Source organism: Pseudopedobacter saltans DSM 12145 (assembly GCF_000190735.1).
In the GTDB taxonomy this organism is placed as follows: domain Bacteria; phylum Bacteroidota; class Bacteroidia; order Sphingobacteriales; family Sphingobacteriaceae; genus Pseudopedobacter; species Pseudopedobacter saltans.
The window spans coordinates 2,889,137-2,912,741 of the sequence record NC_015177.1 but is presented as its reverse complement, the minus strand read 5'-3'; the positions used below and the strand labels follow the sequence as shown (position 1 = coordinate 2,912,741).

At 35.9% G+C, this 23,605-nt stretch carries 20 protein-coding genes; 9 read left to right on the top strand and 11 right to left on the bottom strand.

The genetic code is table 11. The features are described 5' to 3' along the window. Positions 1–7 precede the first annotated feature (7 nt). Complete coding sequence (locus PEDSA_RS12505; RefSeq protein ID WP_245546757.1) at positions 8–2,563, top strand: heparinase II/III domain-containing protein; 2,556 nt, start codon at positions 8–10, stop codon at positions 2,561–2,563. 461 nt (positions 2,564–3,024) lie between these two features. Here the strand turns inward: PEDSA_RS12505 and lnt are convergent, their stop codons facing one another. From lnt to truA, 3 genes are read right to left on the bottom strand one after another with little or no spacing between them, the layout of a single operon-like run. After that, positions 3,025–4,605, bottom strand: coding sequence for an apolipoprotein N-acyltransferase (lnt, locus tag PEDSA_RS12500; protein WP_013633517.1), 1,581 nt, complete (start codon positions 4,603–4,605; stop codon positions 3,025–3,027). Positions 4,606–4,622: 17 nt separating this feature from the next. Next, complete coding sequence (locus tag PEDSA_RS12495) at positions 4,623–6,407, bottom strand: ABC transporter ATP-binding protein (protein WP_013633516.1); 1,785 nt, start codon at positions 6,405–6,407, stop codon at positions 4,623–4,625. Between the two features lies 1 nt (position 6,408). Continuing rightward, entirely contained in the window at positions 6,409–7,185 is a 777-nt protein-coding gene (truA, locus tag PEDSA_RS12490) for a tRNA pseudouridine(38-40) synthase TruA (protein WP_013633515.1), read from the bottom strand. 165 nt (positions 7,186–7,350) lie between these two features. Between truA and PEDSA_RS12485 the strand changes: the two genes are divergently transcribed. Next, positions 7,351–7,812 carry a DUF4293 domain-containing protein gene (locus PEDSA_RS12485; RefSeq protein WP_013633514.1) on the top strand — a complete coding sequence of 154 codons (462 nt, stop codon included), beginning with the start codon at positions 7,351–7,353 and terminating at the stop codon, positions 7,810–7,812. Positions 7,813–7,916: 104 nt separating this feature from the next. On the opposite strand, the gene PEDSA_RS12480 is transcribed toward PEDSA_RS12485, so the two are convergent. After that, entirely contained in the window at positions 7,917–8,225 is a 309-nt protein-coding gene (locus PEDSA_RS12480) for a YgaP family membrane protein (RefSeq protein WP_013633513.1), read from the bottom strand. Positions 8,226–8,343: 118 nt separating this feature from the next. On the opposite strand from PEDSA_RS12480, the gene PEDSA_RS19630 reads away from it, so the two are divergent. Both PEDSA_RS19630 and PEDSA_RS12470 read left to right on the top strand, forming a co-directional pair. Continuing rightward, positions 8,344–9,594: a T9SS type A sorting domain-containing protein gene (locus PEDSA_RS19630; RefSeq protein ID WP_013633512.1), complete on the top strand. Its 1,251-nt coding sequence runs from the start codon at positions 8,344–8,346 to the stop codon at positions 9,592–9,594. Positions 9,595–10,057: 463 nt separating this feature from the next. After that, positions 10,058–11,884, top strand: coding sequence for a DEAD/DEAH box helicase (locus PEDSA_RS12470; protein ID WP_013633511.1), 1,827 nt, complete (start codon positions 10,058–10,060; stop codon positions 11,882–11,884). A 122-nt stretch (positions 11,885–12,006) separates the two neighbouring features. Here the strand turns inward: PEDSA_RS12470 and PEDSA_RS12465 are convergent, their stop codons facing one another. Further along, positions 12,007–13,509 (bottom strand): malate:quinone oxidoreductase, encoded by a 1,503-nt coding sequence (locus tag PEDSA_RS12465; RefSeq protein ID WP_013633510.1) that lies wholly within the window; start codon positions 13,507–13,509, stop codon positions 12,007–12,009. Between the two features lie 215 nt (positions 13,510–13,724). On the opposite strand from PEDSA_RS12465, the gene fabG reads away from it, so the two are divergent. The 4 genes from fabG (at position 13,725) to PEDSA_RS12445 (ending at position 17,979) form a co-directional block, all read left to right on the top strand. Further along, positions 13,725–14,468, top strand: coding sequence for a 3-oxoacyl-[acyl-carrier-protein] reductase (fabG, locus tag PEDSA_RS12460; protein WP_013633509.1), 744 nt, complete (start codon positions 13,725–13,727; stop codon positions 14,466–14,468). A 102-nt stretch (positions 14,469–14,570) separates the two neighbouring features. Continuing rightward, positions 14,571–15,296, top strand: a complete 726-nt coding sequence (locus PEDSA_RS12455; protein ID WP_013633508.1) for an SIMPL domain-containing protein — start codon at positions 14,571–14,573, stop codon at positions 15,294–15,296. 21 nt (positions 15,297–15,317) lie between these two features. Then, a complete protein-coding gene (locus PEDSA_RS12450; protein ID WP_013633507.1) occupies positions 15,318–17,375 on the top strand; it encodes a vWA domain-containing protein in 2,058 nt (685 codons plus the stop codon). Beyond that, positions 17,362–17,979, top strand: coding sequence for a trimeric intracellular cation channel family protein (locus PEDSA_RS12445; RefSeq protein WP_013633506.1), 618 nt, complete (start codon positions 17,362–17,364; stop codon positions 17,977–17,979). Before PEDSA_RS12450 ends, PEDSA_RS12445 begins: the two co-directional genes overlap by 14 nt. On the opposite strand, the gene PEDSA_RS12440 is transcribed toward PEDSA_RS12445, so the two are convergent. Continuing rightward, complete coding sequence (locus tag PEDSA_RS12440; RefSeq protein ID WP_013633505.1) at positions 17,976–18,287, bottom strand: FtsB family cell division protein; 312 nt, start codon at positions 18,285–18,287, stop codon at positions 17,976–17,978. The two genes, PEDSA_RS12445 and PEDSA_RS12440, sit on opposite strands and share 4 nt — an antisense overlap. Before the next feature lie 115 nt (positions 18,288–18,402). Between PEDSA_RS12440 and PEDSA_RS12435 the strand changes: the two genes are divergently transcribed. Beyond that, positions 18,403–19,683: a DEAD/DEAH box helicase gene (locus tag PEDSA_RS12435; RefSeq protein ID WP_013633504.1), complete on the top strand. Its 1,281-nt coding sequence runs from the start codon at positions 18,403–18,405 to the stop codon at positions 19,681–19,683. Positions 19,684–19,746: 63 nt separating this feature from the next. Here PEDSA_RS12435 and ygiD read toward each other — a convergent pair whose 3' ends face one another. The 5 genes from ygiD to PEDSA_RS12410 form a co-directional block, all read right to left on the bottom strand. Then, positions 19,747–20,586, bottom strand: coding sequence for a 4,5-DOPA-extradiol-dioxygenase (ygiD, locus tag PEDSA_RS12430; RefSeq protein WP_013633503.1), 840 nt, complete (start codon positions 20,584–20,586; stop codon positions 19,747–19,749). A gap of 10 nt (positions 20,587–20,596) precedes the next feature. Further along, positions 20,597–21,244, bottom strand: a complete 648-nt coding sequence (locus PEDSA_RS12425) for an NAD(P)-dependent oxidoreductase (RefSeq protein ID WP_013633502.1) — start codon at positions 21,242–21,244, stop codon at positions 20,597–20,599. A 26-nt stretch (positions 21,245–21,270) separates the two neighbouring features. Beyond that, positions 21,271–21,681, bottom strand: coding sequence for an RrF2 family transcriptional regulator (locus PEDSA_RS12420; RefSeq protein WP_013633501.1), 411 nt, complete (start codon positions 21,679–21,681; stop codon positions 21,271–21,273). A 106-nt stretch (positions 21,682–21,787) separates the two neighbouring features. Further along, positions 21,788–22,252, bottom strand: coding sequence for a hypothetical protein (locus tag PEDSA_RS12415; protein ID WP_013633500.1), 465 nt, complete (start codon positions 22,250–22,252; stop codon positions 21,788–21,790). A 4-nt stretch (positions 22,253–22,256) separates the two neighbouring features. Next, on the bottom strand, positions 22,257–23,270 hold the full coding sequence (locus PEDSA_RS12410) for an LLM class flavin-dependent oxidoreductase (protein ID WP_013633499.1): 1,014 nt from the start codon (positions 23,268–23,270) through the stop codon (positions 22,257–22,259). Positions 23,271–23,605 lie beyond the last annotated feature (335 nt).

The window sequence follows — 23,605 nt, the reverse complement described above, 5'->3', positions numbered from 1 at the left end:
TAATATTATGAAAAGACTTAATTGTTCTATTAGTTTATGCGTATTTAAATTCTTGTGCTTTTTGCTTGCGGTTCAACTATCACCGGCAAAAGCACAAATACAACAAAATACTAAGTCTTATGATTATACCAAAATAGCTGAACATCCCAGACTTCTATTGTTAAAGGGAGAAGAGGAAAAAATAAAGGCTTCTATAATAAGAAATTCTGATTTTTCGAAATTGGATGCTTTTATGCGTAATAGGGCCGATGACCTTATGAAAGAAGAACCACTTTTTTTCAAAAAGGAGGGGAAAAGGTTGTTGGCTGTTTCTCGGAAAGCATTAACTCGTCTTTACTATTGGTCTTATAGTTATCGCATCACTAAAGATGTAAAATATCTACATCGTGTAGAAAAAGAATTAGAAGCAATTTCTGCTTTTGAAAGTTGGAATCCTACACATTTTTTAGATGTTGGTGAAATGTGCATGGCGGTATCCATAGCTTATGATTGGTTATATGATGATTTGAACGAGGATATTAAGAGGAAAGTTCGACAAGCTATTCTGGAAAAGGCATTTGCTCCTTCCTATGTGAAAGAATATGCCTGGTTTTTGGAGAGGCATAATAATTGGAACTCGGTATGCAATGCGGGTTTAGTTTACGGTGCTTTAGCAATCCTGAATGAGGAGCCAACGCAATCTATTGCCATTATCGAAAGGGCATTGAAATCTGTTCAACTCCCCTTAAAGGCATATGGGCCAGATGGTAATTACCCAGAGGGACCGGGATATTGGAATTATGGAACCACTTTTCAAGTTATGTTGTCCGCTGCATTGGAAAGTGCATTGGGTTCAGATTTAGGAATGGCCAAAGCTCCGGGTTTTATGGAGTCGGCCTATTATATGCTGTTTTCTGCCGGACCATCAGGTAATTACTTCAATTACTATGATGGGGGCCCAGCCGTTTCCCCTGCTTCTTCTTTATTCTGGTTTGCAAATAAGTTGAAAGATCCGTCCTTGGTTTATGAAGAAATAAAGGCACTTAAAAATGGGATCTATATGAAAGTAGACAATACAGATATCGAAAGGATTTTGCCAAATACCCTGGTTTTTGGAAAGGATATTACTTTAACGGAGATCCAGGTTCCTCAGAAAAAAATGTATACAGGGCACGGTATAACACCAGTTTCTATAGTACGGACTGATTGGGAAGAAGGGAAAGGTAAATATTTAGGTATAAAAGGCGGCCTTGCAAATGACGCACACGCACATATGGACCAGGGAACCTTTGTATATGATGTTGGAACTTTAAGGTGGGCAATGGATTTTGGATTGCAAAGCTACATCACATTAGAATCCAAAGGGGTGGATTTATGGAATATGGAGCAGACTTCTCAGCGATGGGATATCTTTAGATATAATAACCTTAACCATAATACGCTTTCCATAAATAATCAGCGGCATAATGTCGACGGTAAAGCAGATATTATTGAAACATTCGACAATAAGGTAGAGATGGGGGCAAAGGTAGATTTAACCGCTGCATTAAACTTAAATAAAGAGTTAAAGGCAGGTACCAGGAAAGCTACCATAGTAGATAATTCATATCTGAAAATAGAAGATGTTATTGAGACAAATACAAAGGAAGTAGATTTAAGGTGGAATATGGTTACGCCTGCATTTGCAGAGATAGTTGATAAGAACACTATTAAGCTCTCTCAGCAAGGGAAAACGATGTTTCTGAAATTTACAGCAGATATACCTTTTAAATTAGTGATAAGACCTTCAGAAAACCCTGCTGATTATAAGTGCGAATTTGGAAATTATAAATATGGAGAATATAATCAGCCCAATAAGGGGACAGTAATGGTGGGATTTGACTCTAAAATTCCAGCAAATAAAAAGGTTAAATATATTGTCACCTTTTTAGAAGGAAAATCAGAATCTATTTTGAAGAAAAATACCTTTATTCTCGATGCTCCTAATCCTAATACTGCTCCAAAAGGAGATAATGTATTCTCTGATGTTTCACAGATAGGAATCGGGGCGACAGGAAATATAAACTCAATAGGGACCCCGGATTGGACCCCTTACGGAGAAATTGGAATAGAAAAGTTATTTAATAAGTCTTTTAAATTTGAAATAGAGGCGAAAAAAATTACCTCAACGGGGATTTTAAATGCGGGAATTGATAGGTCTTCCGATGGTCAGTTGGGAGTTAGGGGGGGTGAGAGTACCGGAATAGATAAAAATGAAGGCTTTTTATTTGGGATGGATTTAACCGGGATTAATTCTGATGTAGTTTTTAAACTTACAAAAGTATGTTTAACCTTTTTTGATCCTACGGAATCTTGTACCATCGTAAACCGCCAAATTCCAGGAAAAATGATGGTATTATCTGGTGATTTAAAAACCATAGAAGAAGTAAAGATAACTCAAAATCATAAAAGGAAGTACATTGATGTTTCGAGTTTAGGTATATCCTTGAAAGGAGGAGCAGATTATGGAGAGTTCTTGTCACTATTTAATACGGGAGAAGGAGGGAGTTTTAGAATTGCAAGCTTTGAGTTTGTAGTGAAGTAATCACAGATCGTAAGAAATAGAGTCCCGGATACTTTAAGATGTTTAAGCGCTTAGGAAAAGTAATTTCTTCCCTAAGCGACGTAAGTAGAATGTTTATTTGCTTTTGGAGTACTGTTCTCGTACTATGAAATAATTAACATGTTTATTAATGCCATATTTTTAAAGGCATTTTGTATACTAAACTATACGGTTTTATCTGTTTTTTGTGGTTAACTCGTTTGCTTTTAGTGATTTGTGTTTTGGTTCATTTCTTGGTTTTCATATAGAGAACATCAAACTCTATGATTATGAAAACGAAATTTAAAAAATATGAAATGAAGAGATCCGCAAACTATAACATAAGTTTGTATAGCGTAATGTTTCTTTTATTCCTGGTTGCATTGATTATAAATTCGTGTAACCAATAGAATATATGGGGGCAATCTCTACCTATTTTACATGTAATACGGGAAGGGTTGTTATTATTCTTTTGCCGTTTTTCTGGACTTGGTAATAACAAGAAATAATCCGAAAATTCCAATTGCTAGAAAAGGAAAAACAATTATATCCGCATGCTTTGTGTAAAAAGTAAGATCTGAGTTTAAGTTAATTTCCTGACTAATTACAGCAGGATTCCACCACTCGGTTTTTTGAACAATATCACCCCTCTGATTAATAAATGCCGAAATTCCAGTATTTGCCGATCTGGCTACCCAGCGCCTGTTTTCTATAGCTCTTAAACGAGCGTAATCGAGATGCTGGTCTTTACCTGAAGTGTTACCCCACCAACCATCATTGGTTACAATAGCTATAAATTGCGCCTCTTTTTTTATGTATTCAGCAATCCAGTTTCCCCAAATCGATTCGTAACATATTGCCGCCGCAACTCCGATCCCACTTTTTGCATATAAAACCGTAGGGTGATCCTGATAACCATATCCTCCAGTAGTACCACCAAATTTAGCAAACACAGGTTTCATGAAAGACAGTGCTGATGAAAAAGGCATCTTTTCTACACCTGGAACTAATTTAGACTTATGATGAAATTGTACCTTTCCCGAGTTTTCGATAGCTAATGCTGTATTGAAACTGTCCCAATACATATTGCTGTTTTTATCGAATTTGGCTGATGGTGTAGCTTCATCTTGATATATCCGAACAGTCTCAGCTCCGGTTATTAAGGTAGCATTCGGATAATTAGAAAGAAACTGCTGAATGGTATAGAATATACGTGTATCGCGAATTTTATTTTCATCCAGATATTCAGGAATGGCAGTTTCGGGCCAGATAATAAACTCAGTATTAAATTTTGCAGAATCTCGGCTCAATTGAATCAAATTATCTAATTGCTGCAAAGGCGAGCCTAAATATTTTTGGTAAGGATCGACGTTTGGTTGTACTACAATAATGTGAGACGGGTTTTTCTGTTCTTCGTAATTGTTGTAAACATAAATGGAATACACCACTGGGACAATAATCCATATAGTAAATGAAAAAATCAGCTTTATGATATGTACTTTCGATCTGTATGCTTTCCAAATATTAAACAATAAAATATTACTAACCAGAATCCACAAAGTTCCGCCATAAACGCCGGTATACTCATACCATTGTATCAACTGAGGGACGTTAGCAAAGCCGTTTCCTAAAGTCATCCAGGGAAAGTTTAAATCCCAGGTTTGGTGTAGATACTCATAACCAATCCAAAAGCCTATCAGTAAAAAATCAGCGACATAAGATTTTGTGACAGTTTTAGCTTTATAATAAAGATAAAAAGCAACACTCATTAATAAAGCACCAAGTATATAAGCAACAATAGAACCTTCCGGAGAAGCATTCCATATCCAATAAATACAGGCAGTATTCCATGTCAGAAAGCAAAGTCCTGCGATGCCAAAAACCTTTCTGCCCTTATTTTTCCAATTACTTTGGAAAATGTTTTCTATGGCTATCAATAAAGGTAAGAATCCAAAAAGCAAAATCGGTGATGTGTAAGGGGTAGGAGGCCAGGCCAGCCAAAGTAATATGGAAGATATTAGCGCGTATAAAATATTTTTTGTCATTTCTTTTTAGGAGGAAATTAGTTTGAAATACCTTCAGAATTAAATTGCAGATCGTAAAGATTTTTATACATGCCATTTTGATGAAGAAGCTCCTGATGAGTTCCTGTCTCCATAATTCGGCCATGATCCAAAACGATAATCCTATCTGCTTTTTGTATAGTTGATAAACGGTGGGCAATAACAATAGAAGTTCTCCCCTTCATCAATTTTTCAATAGCTTGTTGAATTAGTTGTTCTGTTTCCGTATCAACAGATGAAGTAGCCTCGTCCAATACTAAAATAGCCGGATCATAAACCAAAGCTCTGATGAAAGAAATCAGTTGAGCCTGTCCGGTTGATAAAGAATTTCCTCTTTCTTGTACCTGGTAGTCATACCCGCCCGGTAACTGACTGATGAAATGGTGGGCTCCAACTAATTTTGAAGCTTCTATAATTTGTGCTCTGCTAATGTTTTGATTCTTTAAGCTGATATTGTTAGCAATTGTATCTGAAAATAAAAACACATCTTGCAAAACAGTGGCAATATTAGACCTTAGGAAGCTAAGTTCGTAATCTCTAATGTCAGCGTCATCTACACTTACCTGGCCCTTTGATATCTCATAAAATCTGTTCAGGATGTTGATGATAGACGACTTTCCGGCTCCTGTAGCCCCAACCAGAGCCAGGGTTTCTCCTTTTTTAACTTCAAAAGATATGTCCCTCAATATCCATTCCTCTTCAGAAATCTCCGAATCGTCTTGCTTGTAAGAAAACCAAACTTTGTCGAAAACGATATTTCCATTTAATCTGGCGGGTGCTAAAGTTCCTGTATTAGGAGTTTCTTCATCGGTATCAATTACACTAAAAATTCTTTCGGCACCAACCATTCCCATTTGCAGGGTGTTAAATTTATCAGCAAGCTCCCTGATTGGTCTGAAAAGCATGTAAACATACATGATGAAAGAAAAGATTACACCTGGTTGGATTTGTTCGCCTAATATCCTCACTGATCCGTACCAAACCAGCAACCCGATAGAAAGCGCAGAAATAATTTCTACAACTGGAAAAAAGATGGAATAATACCAATTAGAACGGATATGAGCGTCACGATGTTCCGCATTTATTGTCCTGAACTTTTTAAATTCCTGTTCTTCCCTTGCGAAGTATTGGATTATAGCTATCCCACTGATATGTTCCTGCAAAAAGGTGTTCAATTTTGCTACCTGTGTCCTTACATCCTGAAAAGCAGATTTTATGGCTTCTTTAAAGATATATGTGGCAATAATCAATAAAGGCATTGGCAAGAGCACAATTAATGTAAGTCGCCAATCGATGTAAAACATAAAGCCAATAACTGCAACAAGTTGTAAGATATCACCAATGATCACGATTAAACCTTCTGAAAATATATCTGCTATAGTTTCCAGGTCGGATACCGTTCTTGTAATCAATTGTCCAATAGGGGTTTTGTCGAAATACTTTAAACGTAATTTCGTAACGTGGTTGAAAACATCCTTACGTAGATCTTTAATAACAGATTGGCCGAGAGAATTTGTTAAAAAAGTGTGATAATACTGTATGACGGTATGTATAACCAATACAATAACTAATATGATCGACATGTTAATCAATCCATTGTAGTCATTGAAAACTACATAATCGTCGATAATATGCTGTATTAAAAATGGTCTTATGGGGGCCAGTGCAGCTATTGTGATGGTTAAGAACACAGACCAAAAAAACATTTTTTTATATGGTCTGGCATAAGCGAAAATCCGCTTCAATAAATTCCAGTCGTATGTTTTTCCAGTCGTATTGCTCATTTTAAATTTCTTCTATAGCTTCTGTAATATACGGATAGCAAACCTCAGTTAATAACAACCCGCAAGCAGGAACGGAGGCACCTGCGCTCGATCTTTTTTTACTTTCTATAATATGTTTGATATGCTCTGGAGCATATTTCCCTTTACCAATATCCGTTAAGGTTCCAACAATAGCTCTAACCATATTACGTAAAAATCTGTTTGCAGTAATATGGAATATGATTCCATCGTTTTTTACCTCCCATTCTGCCCGGCTTACAATACAATTATTAGTAAAATTGCCGGCGTTCGCTTTGCAAAAAGCACCAAAATCCTCGTAATCCAGTATATAGCTAGCCCCAATATTCATCGCATCGACATTTAATGGTTCTTTGTGCAGCCAGCTCGTATATGTCTTAAACGGATTTTTATTGAAATGAATATGATATTCGTAAGATCGCCTGATGGCATCAAACCTAGCATGGGCGTCCTCGTGGACTTGATGGAGGTGTTTAACTGCAATGTCATAAGGTAGTAGCGAATTAATTCCCTTTAAAAAGCGGATCTCACTATTCTCAGAAAATTCTTTTTCAGTATCAAAATGAGCATAGAATTGAGTGGCGTGAACACCTGTATCTGTGCGTCCACAACCCAGAGACTCAATTTTCTCCCCAAAGAAGGTAGATAAAGCATTATCTAATTTTTCCTGAACAGTTATCGCATTAGGTTGATATTGCCAACCATGATATTGAAGCCCGTGATAGCTTAGTTCTATAAAAAATCTCTGTTTTTTAGACACATTGCAAATTTAACTTTAATTGATTTACTTGCTAAATAAATTCGAGCTAATAGAAGAATTTTATATTCAACAAACAATGAAGGAAACCAAATGTTAGCAATATATTATATCCGAAAATTATTTGATAAGTAATTGGTCTCTGCCCAAAAATTCTATTTTTGCAATATGATACAAAGAATACAATCTGTTTATCTTTTTTTAGCCTCACTGGCGTTATTTGCACTATTTGTTTTTCCTTTGGCTAATGTGTTTGATGTTACCGGTGCAAAACGGATAAAAATTACCGGCATTTATGAAATTGCAGAGAATGGATTAATCCAAAAGGAAAGCTTTATTGTGTTAACCATTGTCACTGTTATCCTGGCAATTATTCCATTGGTTTTAATTTTTCTCTATAAAAATAGAAACAAGCAAATGATGTTTGTTTACGGTGCTGCTGTTTTGGTTTTAGCTTATAGCTATTGGCTATCTATTATCTTAAAGAATGCTACGGCCTTAACGTTACAAATAAGCGACTATGGCATTGGTATAGGGCTTTCATCTGTTACTATCTTGTTTTTGATTTTAGCCGCCAGAGCAATCAGAAGAGATGAAAAACTGGTGAAATCTGCCGATAGGTTAAGATAACATTGATATAGATGAATAAAAAAAAGGGATTGTCGCATTGTAAGACAGTCCCTTTTTGTTTTCTTTGAGTTTCAGATGATTGCGAACGCTAAAAAATCTTGACTTTACTCTCCCAATTCGGTGATTTCTTCTCTTACAATAAGTACGGGTTCAGGTACAATATCATCCTTTTCTAGTTGTTCTTTAATCGGGCAATAACCAGAGGTTCCTCTTCCGATAAGTCCACAAGCTAACATTAGTGATGTAGCTGCAATAAAAGGATGGGAAAATATATTTGTTATACCTTTTAAAGCAAAATAAGATCCGGTGGCTATTGATAAGACCCGCTCCGTTTTGCCAAGGTTGGTATAATGGCTTTCTTTCATGCCCAATTCCTCTAAGAGCTCTTTAGTGCTTCTAATTAAATTTTTCATAGTGTTTCTTTTTGATGCATTTAAATGAAAACAATAACTATGCCTGTGTTTGTTGATATTTATTTTCTTTTTAATTATTTTTAAGGTTATCAATTATTAAAATTATAAACCATAAAAAATGAAAAGATTATTATTAGTATCGTTTTTTGCTTTTTTCAATTTGGTAATTGGAAAAGCTCAATTGTTAGAAGTCAATTTTAAAGATTCTAAAACAATTGCAGACTACGTTTCTGCTGATCCTGATGGGAGTCAATTGTCTGCTATTAATAAATCTAGTAAAGACAAAGGTATAATGACTATTGAATCGGACATGTTGAAATTCACAAGGGAAACAACGGAGGCTGTTTCCCTTAGTTTTTCAAGAGTGAAAGCTTTTGCTGGCCCTCCTAAGGTAATTATCTGTGAATTTGATATTAAAATTTCTGATAATACATCTAAAGAAACAACGGCAGCAATGTTTCAATTAGGTAGTGGATTCACAACGGCTACTTCGACAACAGGAAAGGTTCATGCTCGTTTTAGTGTTAATTTTACTGATACTCCCGGAGAGTTCTCAATTAAAGATTCAAAACAGGCTGGAGCTTCGGGAGTTGTTTTGTCCGGTAAAAAGAGATTGAAATTTATTGTAAATAATTTAGAGAGTGTTTACTCTTATGATGTTAAAGGGAAAAATTATCAGGTAGCTCCGGAAAAATGGGATTTGTTTGTTGATGATGAAGCTTATTTATTGGGTAAAGAATCTACCGATCCAACTGCGGAATTAGAGAATATTAAATTTTTTTTCAATGGAGGAATAGGCTCAATTTCCATAGGAAACATATTAATACATACCCCAACTGCATTACCAATCCAATTGGAGTATTTCAGTGTGTATCACAGAAATAACCGCGCTGACTTGTCGTGGAAAACTTCTTACGAAAGTAAAATAAAGGAATTTGAAATACATAAATCATTAAACGGGATAGATTTTGAGAAAATTACATCTGTTAAAAGCGAAGGAAAAAGCGCTTATTATTCTTGCCAGGACGAATTTCCCTCTAATGGTACAAGCTATTACAAATTACTTCAGGTGGATGAAAATGGAAACAAAGAAGAACTATCTGTTAAGTCCCTGAAATTAAACAAGAACAAAGATTTTACAGTTTATGTCGCTTCAGACGGTTTGATTGTTAATTATGATGCGCCGAAAGAAGGAACTGCAACACTGGTACTGAGTAATATAAAAGGACAAAAAATTTTAGAGCGACAGATTAGTTTTAACGAAGGTGTGAATAAACTTTCGCTTGAAACTGTGCTTAAAGAGGGGATTTATTTAGTAAACGCAGACTTTGATGGAGATAAATATGTGAAGAAACTCATTTTGAGATAATACGTCTTTTCAATAAGAAAGGATGATTCGACTCTGCTTTTTGGCTTTTTGCGAGAAACACTTCTTATTTTTCGAAAAAAGCCAGAAGTGGTTTTGAATGAATTTAGGTAATGCTGGCATACGCAGTAAATCCAGTAAACAATAACAATACTTTTGTATTTCCAAATTTTTTTGTTAGATGCATCTTGTTTTTGATATTCAGATTTATTTATCGTTTTTACGGAAAATTACAGTATGAATTCAATACTCTCGAATAAACCTCCCACCGAATCAAAAGCTGAGAAACAATATTTAAAGCCCTACAAATGACTGAATTTTTAAAATAAAGACTTTCAAATTACAGAAAAACAAACCTTTTATTCCGTTGTTATATTGAAAATCAAATAAAAATTTGTTTTTTTATTTTAAAGTACATATATTTGCGCCCTATTTTGGCGATGTTGCCAGAATATTATAAATATTCATGAACCCATTCAATGAACTGGGGATCCGTCATGATATTGTTAATGCGATAACTGAGTTAGGATTTACAAATCCAACTCCAATCCAGGAAAGTGCCATTCCAGTCTTGTTATCAGGCAGCAACGATTTTGTCGGATTAGCCCAAACCGGAACAGGGAAAACGGCCGCATTTGGTCTCCCTCTGTTAGAGCTGATAGACAACACAAAAAATCACCCACAAGCATTAATTTTATGCCCAACACGTGAGTTGTGTTTACAGATCAGTAATGATTTAAAAAATTTCTCTAAAAACTTAAAAAATGTTAATGTAGTAGCCGTTTACGGTGGTGCAAACATTGTTAATCAATTAAGAGAAATAAAACGCGGTGTACAGATAGTAGTGGCTACGCCGGGCCGTATGTTAGACATTATCAATAGAAAAGCTATTGATTTCTCTAATGTAAATTATGTTGTTTTAGATGAAGCCGATGAAATGTTAAACATGGGCTTTCAGGATGATATCAACGATATCCTGTCTACAACACCAGATACTAAAAAAACATGGTTGTTCTCTGCAACAATGCCGAAAGAGGTAAGAAGAATTGCAGAAAACTACATGACTAATCCTCACGAGCTTACAGTAGGAAAGCAAAATAGTGGAAATGCGAATATCGAGCATGAATACTATATTGTTAAAGCCCGTGATAAATACGCTGCTTTTAAACGCATCGTAGATTTTAATCCTGATATTTTTGGTATTGTTTTCTGTCGTACTAAAATTGAAACACAGGAAATAGCAGAGTCTTTGGTAAAGGACGGCTACAATGCAGACTCATTACATGGTGACTTGTCGCAACAACAACGTGATAAGGTAATGAAACGTTACCGTGAGAAAAGCTTACAGCTTTTAATTGCTACTGACGTTGCTGCCAGAGGTATTGACGTTAATAACGTAACTCACGTAATTAACTACTCTTTACCTGATGAGATTGAAAACTATACGCATAGAAGTGGCAGAACTGCAAGGGCAGGTAAAACAGGTGTTTCTATAGCGATTATCAATTCCAGAGAGATTCATAAAATCCGTCAGATTGAGAAAGTTATTGGAAAACAATTTACTAAAGCAGAAATTCCTACTGGTTTTGATGTGGTAGAAAAGCAATTGTTCAGTTTAGTGAAACGTGTTCATGACGTTGAAGTAAACGATGAGCAAATTGAGCAGTATTTGCCAAGAATTATGGACGATTTTAAAGATCTTTCTACAGAGGACGTAATCAAACGTTTTGTGTCTTTAGAATTTAACATGTTGTTGGATTACTACAAAAATGCACCTGATCTAAACGCTTCTGAGGAAAGAGGAAGAGAAAGAGGTGAGAGAGGTGAAAGAAGAGGTGGTGAAGGACGTAATGGTTATTCCAGATTGTTCATCAATTTGGGTTCTGTTGACGACTTTACTCGCGGTGATCTTTTAGGCTATATCTGTAATAATACAGGTATCAGTGGTAAAGCTATAGGTCGAATCGATATGAAAGGTGTTTTCTCATTCTTCGAAGTAGAAGAAGATAAAACTCAACAGGTTATTGATTCATTTAAAACTGTAGATTTCCACGGACGCTCTGTAAGAATTGAAGTTTCTGGTGAACCAGCCAGAGGTGGAGGTGAAAGACGCAGAAGCAGTAGTGGTGGCGAGAGAAGAGGAGGCTTTGGAGGCGGTAACCGTAGTAACGGTGGCGGTGGATTCAGAGATTTTTCTGGAGGTGGAAATAGAAGAAGAGAAGGTGCTGGCGCAGGAAGCGGAGACAGAAGAAGAAGCGAAGGCGGAAACGGTGGAGCTAGAAGAAGAAGATAATTCAAAATCTTTTTAATATAATAGCCTGATGTGTTTTGCATCAGGCTTTTTTATTGCCAATAAAAAAATCCCAGTGTACTATCCGTAATACTGGGATTTTTCTTAAATAAGAGTTTCTAACTCTATTTTATCTTTAAAACGTTAGAAGTGTGTTGTCTGATTTCATTACATAATTCAGGATTATTAGCTAAAGACTTGCCAAAAGAAGGAATCATTTCTTTAAACTTTGCTTGCCATGCTGCCGATTGAAATTCCTCTTTGAAACAACGTTGTAACAGATCTAACATAATGGAAACCGCTGTCGACGCGCCTGGAGAAGCACCTAATAAAGCGGCAATAGAGCCGTCCGCTGCGTTGACAACTTCAGTTCCAAACTCTAATATACCACCTTTTTTATCGTCTTTTTTGATTATCTGAACCCTTTGTCCGGCAATTTCCAATTCCCAATCTTTCAATTGTGCTTCAGGAAGATATTCTTTTAAAGCTTCTAATCTGTCTTCCGGAGATTGCCTAACCTGTTCTATTAAATATTTTGTTAAATCCAGATTTTGCAAACCAGCAGAAATCATAGGTTTAATATTGTCTAATTTGATCGACTTGAATAAATCCAGATATGAACCGTTTTTTAAGAATTTTGTAGAAAACCCGGCATAAGGTCCAAATAATAAAGCTTGTTTGCCATTAATCACTCTGGTATCTAAGTGCGGAACAGACATTGGTGGAGCGCCTACAGCTGCTTTTCCATAAACCTTAGCATGGTGTTTTTTAATGATTTCCTCATTAGTGCATTTTAACCATTGCCCGCTAACAGGAAAACCTCCAAAACCTCTCCCTTCAGGAATTCCAGATTTCTCTAATAAATGTAAAGAACCACCACCAGCTCCTATGAATACAAAACGAGCTTTGCGTTCTTTTTTCTTTCCGGTTTCAATATCTTTTACTTCAATTTCCCAGCTTCCGTTGTCTTCTCTTTCAATGTCGCGGATCTCGGTGTTAAAGAACATAGAAACATTTTCCATTTCTTTCAAATTGTTGAACATCGATCTCGTTAAAGCACCAAAGTTTACGTCCGTTCCGATATCCATACGGGTTGCCGCAACTTTCTCTTTCGGGTCACGCCCTTCCATAACCAGAGGAGTCCAATCTTTTATTACTGCCGGATCTTCCGAATATTGCATCTCGTTAAACAAAATACACTCTTTCATGGCCGTGTATCTTGTTTTTAAAAAGTTGGTGTTTTTTTCTCCGATTACGAAGCTGATATGAGGAATATTATTGATGAAATTTTCAGGAGAAGAGATCAATCCCTTTTCTACCAAATAAGCCCAAAACTGTTTAGAAACCTCAAAGTTCTCGGCTATTTTAACGGCTTTCTCAATTTTTACAGATCCATCTTTTTGTTGTGGAGTGTAATTTAACTCGCAAAATGCAGAATGCCCCGTTCCCGCGTTGTTCCATGCATCGGAACTCTCCGCTGCGGCAACATCAAGGCGTTCGTAAATTTCTATACTTAATGAAGGGTCTAGTTCTTTAAGCAACACACCCAGTGTTGCGCTCATGATGCCAGCTCCGATTAATATTACGTCTACGTCAGCTTTAACACCTGGCTTATTGTTATTTTTCATTTTGTTTTTATGGATGCGCAAAGTTAATATCAAATGGATTAACTGTCTAGTTTTAAGCTAAAAAAAATGCTGAAACTTTACAGAAAAAGGATATTACTTGCAATAATTATTTAAACACTTACAGATGCATATAGCGATGCTTAGTGTAAAAGCAGATCAAACGGCGTACATATCATAAAAAATTAATATTTTCACGCCATAAAAGCAGAGTAAAAATGAAATTATTAGAAGGAAAAACAGCTTTAATTACAGGTGCATCTAAAGGAATCGGGAAAAAAATTGCCGAGAAATTTGCAGAGCAAGGTGCTAATGTAGCGTTTACATATTTATCTTCGGTGGAAAAAGGACAGGCTTTGGAAACTGAGTTACAGGCTTTTGGTACTAAGGTTAAAGGATATCGTTCGGATGCGTCGAAATTTGATCAGGCAGAACAATTGATTAGTGACATAGTAACAGAGTTTGGAACTATTGATATTGTAGTTAACAATGCTGGTATTACCAAAGACGGCCTGTTAATGCGTATGACGGAGGAAAATTGGGACGATGTTTTAGAAGTAAACCTAAAGTCTGTTTTCAATACAACAAAAGCAGCTTCTAAAATTATGATGAAGAACCGTAAAGGAGTTTTTATCAATATGAGTTCTGTAGTTGGTGTTCAGGGGAATGCTGGACAAGCCAACTATGCTGCATCTAAAGCTGGAATCATTGGTTTTTCTAAGTCTGTTGCTAAAGAGCTTGGATCGAGAAATATCAGAACCAATGTTGTGGCCCCTGGATTTATCCGTACCGAAATGACAGATGTTTTAGATCCTAAAGTAGTGGCAGGTTGGGAAGCAGGAATTCCTTTAAAAAGAGCTGGCGAACCAGAAGATGTTGCTAATGTTTGTGTTTTCTTAGCTTCTGATATGAGTGCTTATGTAAACGGACAAGTATTGTCGGTTTGTGGTGGTATGTTGTAGAGGCTATAGGTTGAAAGTTGTAAGTTGGAGCCATTTTAGATGGCTCTTTTTTTGTGACAAAAACTCTATTAAACTGTCTTAATGAAAATTTGTTAATTAATTATGAGAGAAAACCGTTTCTTAATTCCGACAATTATATTCAGTTGTGCTATTCTTTTTTCGGTACTTATTTTTTCCGGTACCTGGAAAAAAGTAAAGGCGAATGATCAAACCATTAATGTTACAGGCTCGGCAAAAAAGCTGATCATATCTGATTTGGCAATTATACGCGGAACATTAAATGCAGAGGCTGTTACGACGAAAGAAGCGTATCAACGTTTGCAGTTCCAAAAGCCTTTACTTTTAGCTTATTTGGCAAAGCAGGGGTTTCAGGAGAAGGATATTGATTTTAAGACAACTAATTCCTATCCGAATTATTATTACAACAATAATGGTATGCAGACTGGAATACGATCTTATACAATTAATCAGATGATTGAATTTCAGTCAAAAGATGTTGAGAGAATGAAGAAAATATCTATTGATATTGCTTCACTGGTAGAACAGGGAGTGGAGTTTGCTGTAAATCCTCCGGAATATTACTATACTAAACTTTCTGATATTAAAATTGATATTCAAGCGGAAGCAGCAAAGGATGCTATGATAAGAGGAAAACGTGTTGCAGAGGCTACCGGAAAAAAACTTGGTTCGTTAAGAAGTGCCCGAATGGGAGTGTTACAAATCACTCCGGAAAATTCAAATATTACCTCCGATTATGGTGTAAATGATGTTAGCTCCATAAGGAAAGAAATTACAGCAGTTGTAAATGCCAACTTTGAAATAGAATAAATTTTGCATTTTTAACATGAAATGTTAAACGCAATATTATTCGAAAATAATTCAGCCTGGTGGCTGCCGCTTTGTGTAGCCATAGGTATTCTTTATGCCTATATTTTTTACAATAAACAGGCATCTAGCAAACTGAAATTTTTACTTTTCAGCTTAAGAACTGCCTTAGTTGCGTTTATATGTTTTTTACTGTTATCGCCTTTAATATCGTCTAAAGACGAGATAGAAGAGAAGCCGCTGATTGTTATTGCGCAGGATAATTCCCAATCCATTCCTTTAGGGCAGTCTCCGAAATTCGATTTAGAAAAGTATAAAACTGATTTAATCAATTTAAAGAATAAGCTAACGCAGAAGTACGATATAGCTTTTTTGAGTTTTGGTGATGCGGTTCGCAATGCCGGATCCTGGAATTTTAAAGATCAGCAGACCGACATATCATCGGTTTTTTCTTATATAGACAATCAATATGGCAACCGAAATATTGGTGCAGTAATTTTAGCGTCCGATGGAATAATTAATAAAGGGACATCGGTAACGGCCCAAAGCTTACCCAAACAGACTACAATTTATACCATTGGACTTGGAGATACAACAATAAAGAAAGATCTTCTGATCAGAAATGTCAATTATAACAGAATTGTTTATTTAGGAAATGAATATCCATTAGAAATTAATCTTTCTGCATTTAAGAGCCCTGGTGAGAAATCGGTATTGACCATAGAAAGTTCTGATGGACAAAAGCTGTCTAAATCCATACAGATTGATGATGATTTTTGGAGACAATCTCTAACCATAAAACTGGATGCAAAAAAAGTAGGCATGCAAAGAATAAATATAGCAGTACGACCATTGGATAGCGAAGTTTCGACTATTAATAATAGCCAAACCGTTTATGTGGAAGTTTTAGAAGGGAAAGAAAAGATATTGTTGCTTGCAAATGCGCCACACCCAGATATAAACGCTATAAAGCAAAGCATCTCTGAAAATAAAAATTATGATGTTGATGTGGCTTTTCCATATAATCTGCCAGGTAATATTAATGCTTATAATATTGTTATATTACATAATTTACCTTCTGCAAATACGGCATTTTCAGGCGTTTTGAAACAAGCAATGGAAAAAGCGATTTGGTTTATTGTAGGTGCCGAAACGAATATTAATCAACTAAATAACATGCAGCCCTTAGTTAAATTTCCGGTAGGAAATTTACAGGACTTCTATACAGCCATTAACAACGATTTTTATAATTTCACTGTATCAGCCAACCTTCAGGGATTTTTTAAAAATCTGCCACCGCTACTGGGACAATCTGGAATAATTGCGGTAAATGGAGAATATGAAATCTTATTAAACCAAAAATCTGCCACCGGGTTTCCGGTAATGTTTTTTGTTAAGGGAAATAAGAATAGCGCTTTTTTAAATGGTGAGGGATTGTGGAGATGGCGTTTAGAAAATTATAAGACTACATCTAATTTTGATGCGTTTGATGAATTGGTTGCAAAGACCATCCAGTTTTTAAGTGTTAAAGAAGATAAACGTAAGTTTAGGGTTTATCCTGTTAAAGAACGATTATTAACTAACGAAGAAGCTGTTTTCCATGCTGAACTGTATAATGAAAGTTACGAGCCTGTAAATACGGAGGAGGTTGCAATAGAAATCAAAAATAGCTCAGGAAAAAAATATAGTTATGTATTCTCTGCAAAAGAGAGCTTGTATGAACTTAATGCGGGTTTTCTTCCCGAAGGGGAATATACTTTTTCAGCAAAAACAATGTTGGGAGGAAAGCGTTTAGAAAGTAACGGAAGTTTCGTCGTAGAGAAAATAGACCTCGAACATTTCAATACCACAGCCGACCATCAATTACTCTATAATCTGGCGAAAACATCGGGTGGTGAATTTTTGCTTCCCGATCAGCTTTCCAAACTTGAGCAATTGATTGATAAAAACGAAAAAATTACGACAATTGTACATGTAGATAATACTTATAAAGAGTTCATCAACATAAAGTGGATATTCTTTTTGTTAGTTTTGTTGCTAAGCAGCGAGTGGTTCTTTAGAAAACGGAATGGACTTTTATAGCCTTTTAATAGAGAATATAATAATCATTTGCGGTACTTTTTCCTATGCCGTTTCAGGTGCTTTTGCAGCCATGCAAAAACGTTTGGATGCTTTTGGAGTAATTATCGTTGCATTTGTGACTGCGGTAGGAGGCGGAACATTGAGAGATTTAGTAATAGGAGACACTCCTGTTTTTTGGATTAAGGAACCATCTTATACTTTTGTGATAGTTGTAGCTGCGCTGCTTTCTATGTTTTTCTGGAAAAATGTAAAGCGTTTTAAAAAGACCTTGTTTCTCTTTGATACTTTGGGGTTGGGATTTTTTACCATTTTGGGTATACAAAAAGGATTAGCACATAATTTAGATCCCGGAAGCTGCATATTATTGGGTACTTTTACCGGCTGCTTTGGTGGTATAGCGAGGGATATGCTCATAAATAATATTCCTATTATTTTTCGAAAAGAGATATATGCAACAGCCTGTATTTTAGGGGGCGCTTTTTACTTTGTTTTAGACGCTTTAAATGTAGAAAATTCTATTAGCGAACTACTGACTATTTCGTTAATTGTTGTAATTCGAATTGTTGCAGTTAGAAAGCAATTGGTGTTGCCAAGGTTTTACTAGAATAAGCCTTTCTTTGCAGGCTTCTCATCAATAATCACAAATACATCTTCGTTATCTCGTTTCATTAGGTAACGCTCGCGGGCAAATTTTTCGAGTTTATCTTTATTTGTTGTCAGTTCATCAAGATCTTTTTGTACATCGGCAATTTCTTTGGTGTAAAAATCTCTTTCCTGCTCCAGCTTTTTTACCTGATTGCGATAGTCATATTGGGATATAACATCATTTCTGTCGAAAAACAACATCCAAATTACAAAAGCTAATGAAGCCAAAAAATATTTGTTCTTTAGAAGATCAATCAGGCGTTTCATAATACATGACGATTTATCCTATGCAAAGATGACTATATAAAGTTTAAAATCAAAAGTCAAAATTCAAAAATGTAAAGAAGGGATTATGTGGTGTTAAAATGGTATTTTTGCAACAATGAATTCGTTCGAGAAATTAAAGCTAAGTAAGCAATTACAGATTGCCGTTTCAAATGCAGGATTTTCACAGCCTACTTCCTTGCAATCAAAAATATTTAGTAGGATTAACGGAGGCCAGGATTTGGTAGCTGTTGCACCGGAAGGAGCCGGAAAATCAACTTCCCTGATACTGGCAAGCTTAAATAAAATAAAACATACAGAAGAGATTGCTCCCAGGGTACTGGTATTGGTATCCAGCAAAGAAAGGGGACAATCTTTAGTAGAACAGTTTCATTCGCTAAACAGAAATAAATCTCTACGTATTTATGGATTATTTCATGACGAAGGGACTTTAGATGCGCAAGTTCTGGAAGTTACTGATGGCGTAGATATCATCATAGCACAACCAGATAGAGCTAAATCGGTATATCTGAAGTTAGGTTTGAATCTTAATAAATTACAACTTTTTATAGTTGACGATGCAGATGAGATTGTGAAAAACGGTCTTCAATTACCAGTTTCGGAATTAGGGAGGAGTACGCCAAAAGCACAGAATCTGGTTTTTTCTTCTGTTTATCACGGGAAAATTGCTCGGATGTTGAGCTATTATATGGAGGAATTTTCAGTTATCGAAATAGATGAGCTGGAAGAGAAAGACTTAAAATGTATCGATCAGATAAGATATCAGGTTCCTAACTTCAAGACAAAGTTGAACTTACTGGAGTTGTTGCTTCAAGATAAGGAAGTTTTTGATAAAGTACTGGTTTCCGTAAATTCAAAGTTTACTGCCGAAACGGTATATAAGCTTCTAAAGACTAAGGATGTGGGGCTTACTACTATAAAATGCGGTGCTTTTTCGAATGATGATATAGAAGGTGCCGAAGATTTTCTGTTGAATCCTAAAAAAAGTATTTTAATTGTCGTCCAGGAAGATTTGGAAAATCTCGATACGTCAAAAATTCCATTTTTAATGTTTTTTGATTTACCGGACGAAGAGAACTTATATCAACAAAAGGTAACCTGGTTTGGCGAGCAGCAAAATGATCAAATGGCTTTGGTTTTGTTAACCGATTTGGAACTGTCGGAAATGAAGAAGATTGAACAAGAACTGGGGCTTAGAATTCCGGAAATGGATTTACCCGATGGTTTATTTATAGAAGAGGAGATCAAACGTAAAAAAGTAGAACAAGAAGAGCAGGAAGACTCAAGCAGAGGTGGGGCTTTTCATGAGAAGAAAGCAAAAAATACAAAGACAGAAAATATAAGGCCTTCTGAAAGGTATAACAAGTATAAAAAATAAAAAAGCGGGGTAAAATGCAGTAAAATGCCCCGCTTTTTTTGATCTATAATAGAAAAAAGAATTTTATTTAGAGTCTAGAACTACAGATGTCATAGTTAAGGAACCGCCAACAGGGATATCATTTAAAAAAGAAACCTTGTCATTTTTATTCTTTAATCCCAAAGTATAAATTAACGGCATATAATGCTCTGGCGTTGGAATAGCATATTTCCCTTCCAGGCCAAAGTTTTCATAATTAACCAAAGCCATGTGATTGCCTTCTGCTATATGATTTTTCATCTTCTCATTGATATCTAAAGCCCAATCATAACCGTATCCGGGTGCTAGCATATTTTCCCACGATATCATCCGAAGATTATGGACCATATTTCCACTTCCGATTATCAAAACTCCTTTTTTTCTGAGGATTTGAAGTTCCTTTGCCAGATTGTAATGATATTCAGCGGGTTTGGAATAATCCAGACTCAACTGCAAAACAGGGATGTCCGCATCCGGATAAAGATGTCTAACCACACTCCAGTTTCCATGATCAAGACCCCAAAGTTGGTCAAGTTCGACTGGTACAAAATGCTTTAAAGCTTCCTGAATATACATTGCAAGTTCAGGGTCACCTTTTGCAGGATACTGGACTTCAAATAAAGCTTTTGGAAAGCCGCCAAAGTCATGAATCGTACGAGGTTTTTCCATAGCGGTCACTTTGGTTCCCTTGGTTTCCCAATGGGCGGAAATGACCAAAATGGCTTTAGGTTTAGGTATGTCCTTGGCAAGTTTACGCCAATTTTGAACGAAGATATTATCTTCTATGGCATTCATCGGACTTCCGTGTCCCAGAAAAAGTGCTGGCATTGGATCTGTTTCTGCCAGATCTTTTTGCCAGTTATATAAATGTTTTAGAGTTTCCATCGTATTTTAATTAATAGGCTGCAGTAAATCGCTCCCGATGATGTTTTGGTTTTTGAACCTCATCAAAAATTACAACCGCCAGATCTTCTACAGACAATCTGGAAGCGTTATTTTCGTCAAACACAGGATGATCTTTTCCCAATCTATATTTTCCTGTCCTTCCAGTAGTTATTCCGGGATTCATTTCAAAAGCCGGACTAAAGAATACCCAATCCAAATCCTTTTCTTGTTTAAGGATATTCAAATAGTCCCTGGCAGCACTAGCACCTGATTTGAATGCCGCAGGGAAGTCGGGTGTGTCTACCGCTTGCACATTGTCGGCTACATATAAGCTTCCAGCACCGCCAATAACGATTAATCTTTTAATTCCGGCATCTTTCACCGCTTGTTGTATAGCTTTAGAGCCAGCTAAGAAATCGTCGTAGATGTTAGGATTTGTCCAACCAGCATTAAATGCACTGACAACAACATCATATCCTTTTAGTTTGTCTGCCAATTCCTTTTCATTATTAACATCTATAGCTATTTTGGCTACTTCATTATTTACAATTTTATCTATATTTCTTGCGATGGCGCCAACAGTTAAATCTCTGTTTACGGCTTCTTTCACCAGGCTGGAACCCACAAACCCAGTTGCTCCAATTATTGCTACTTTCATAATTATATTTTTTGTAAAGTATTATCTTATTTAAATTTCTGACAGAATTCTGCCAGTGAATGTCTCTTAAGCTCTTGTACCAAAGATAATTCTGCTTCAACGTATAGGCTTTCTAAATGTTTGTTGATGTCCTTTCCGATAGGACAATTAGGATTGGGACTGTTTTTCGCAAAAGCAAAAATGGATTCTGGATAAACTGCCTTAAATAAATCTCCAAGATTTATATCATCTGCCTTTTTTGCTAAAAAAAAGCCGCCATTTTTCCCCTCTTTACTGTCTACCAATCCGGCTTTTCTTAATTCAGTAATCTCTTTCCTTACTAAGACTGAGTTGATATTTATACTTCCTGCGATATAATCAGAAGATAAAAGTTCTTCATTACTTAATTCAAGTAAGGTCAATATATGAATTGAAATGGCGAATCTTCCGTTGTTCATTCTGTAATGTTTTTTATTACAGTTCAAAGGTCGGTAAAAAAATCCGTTGTTCAAAACAATAAATGTTTAAACATTTAAAAAAGACAATTAGGTGATAAATAAGATATTAATAGGATTTGTTTTCCTTTTCGGCTTTCCTGTCGAAATAAGTTCCTATCCCCATTCCTATCCCTAAGCCAATAAAAAGTCCAAGTAAGGAGCTTAAAAAATATGAATACGGAACACCAAATCCCAAGCCTATGGCTCCCCATTTTAAGGAGTGATAGCCGATAGGAACCAGATTGAAATGGGTTTTTAGATAGTGTTTTAAATGTCTGGTATTTTTATAATATGGTTTTAATGAAGCTTTACAAATATTCTTTTCAGGAATGGAATCTAAAGTCTTGGTGACTACTTTCTTTAATTCGGTAAACTTCTTTTCTTCTAATGTATTTAAAGCAATTTTATTTAAAGCTCTGCATGAAATATCTAGCTTATATTTTTTGAAATCATTTTCTCCAACCTGTTCCTGAATTCGATTGTATTGACTAAAAATCTGGTTTTTCCAACTATTAAATTCTTGCCACTTCATTGTCCTATTCTCCTTTTTTAATATTGAAAACCTTAGCGAGTAAACGGTAGGAGTTTAGCCTGTCTTCAGTACAGCTTGTATAAGTTGATATGATTACTTCATTAGTGTCCAATTCAGTAGAGAGAGCTATGATTCTCTCTTTCATTACATCGGGTGTTCCTATTATAGTGCGCTTTCTATTTCTATCAATACGTTGCATATCGTAAGCATCATATTTAATGTCTTTTATATCATTGTAGTCGAATTGTATATTATGTAACCCTTTTTCGAAGCTAAGTAATCTATAATCCATATAAGCCTGTACTTGCTTTACTTTTTCTTCGTCCTCAGCACAGAAGCCAAATATACCAACACTGGTTTGCGGTTCCGGTAATTCAGGTGAAGGGACAAATTTCTCCCGATATACCTTTAATGCTTCCGCCCCGCCAATAGGATTTATAAATTGTGCAAAAGAACATGCCATTCCCATATAAGCAGCGATCAAAGCACTTTCACCACTGGATGTTAAAATCCATAGATCAGGAGAAGTGGTAATAGAAGGAATAGCTTTAATCATTATCTCGGAAATCCCGTCTATTGGCTCCTCGTTAAAATAGCATTTAACATCTTTTAGTTGTTGGATATAATCCTTTGGGTCAAAGTTATTTGATGGATTTAGTAAATGTGCTGTTACTCTGTCTCCGCCCGGTGCTCTTCCCATTCCCAAATCAATTCTGTTAGGATAAAGAGCTTCTAATACCCTGAAATTTTCAGCAATTCGAAGTGTGCTGTGATTAGGCATCATCATTCCACCAGAACCTAAACGAATATTCTTTGTATCGGCACCCAAACGGGCAATCATTAATTCTGGAGATCCTGTTGCGAGCATTTCGGAATTGTGATGCTCACTCAACCAGTAGCGTGTGTAACCCAATTCATCAGCGAGCTTAGCCAATTGAATGGTCTCCTGAAGAGATTCATTGGCGTTACTTCCCTTTCTGATAGGAGTTTGATCTAGTACACTTAGCTTTATATCCATAGACCAAATTTAAAGATTTATAGGTGTTTGGCTTGTTTCACAAAGTCATAGTTTGTATTCTGACTGATTAATGACTTTTAAGAAGCTTAAAGATTACAAATCTTTAGTAGTAAGAAGCGTAAAGTAACTGTGTTAATAATCGGGTAAGAAGCTTCATAAGTCTTTAAATAAACGTCCCCAAATATTTTCTATCCATATCTCTGACTTTACTCACCGTCGATCTTGCATTATTTCCCATTCCCAACAACAAGCTGAAAACTAAAAATTAATAATCAATGGACCTCTTTCTTACTTCCGGTTCCGGTCCTCCGACTTAGTACTTCTCGACAAAGAAT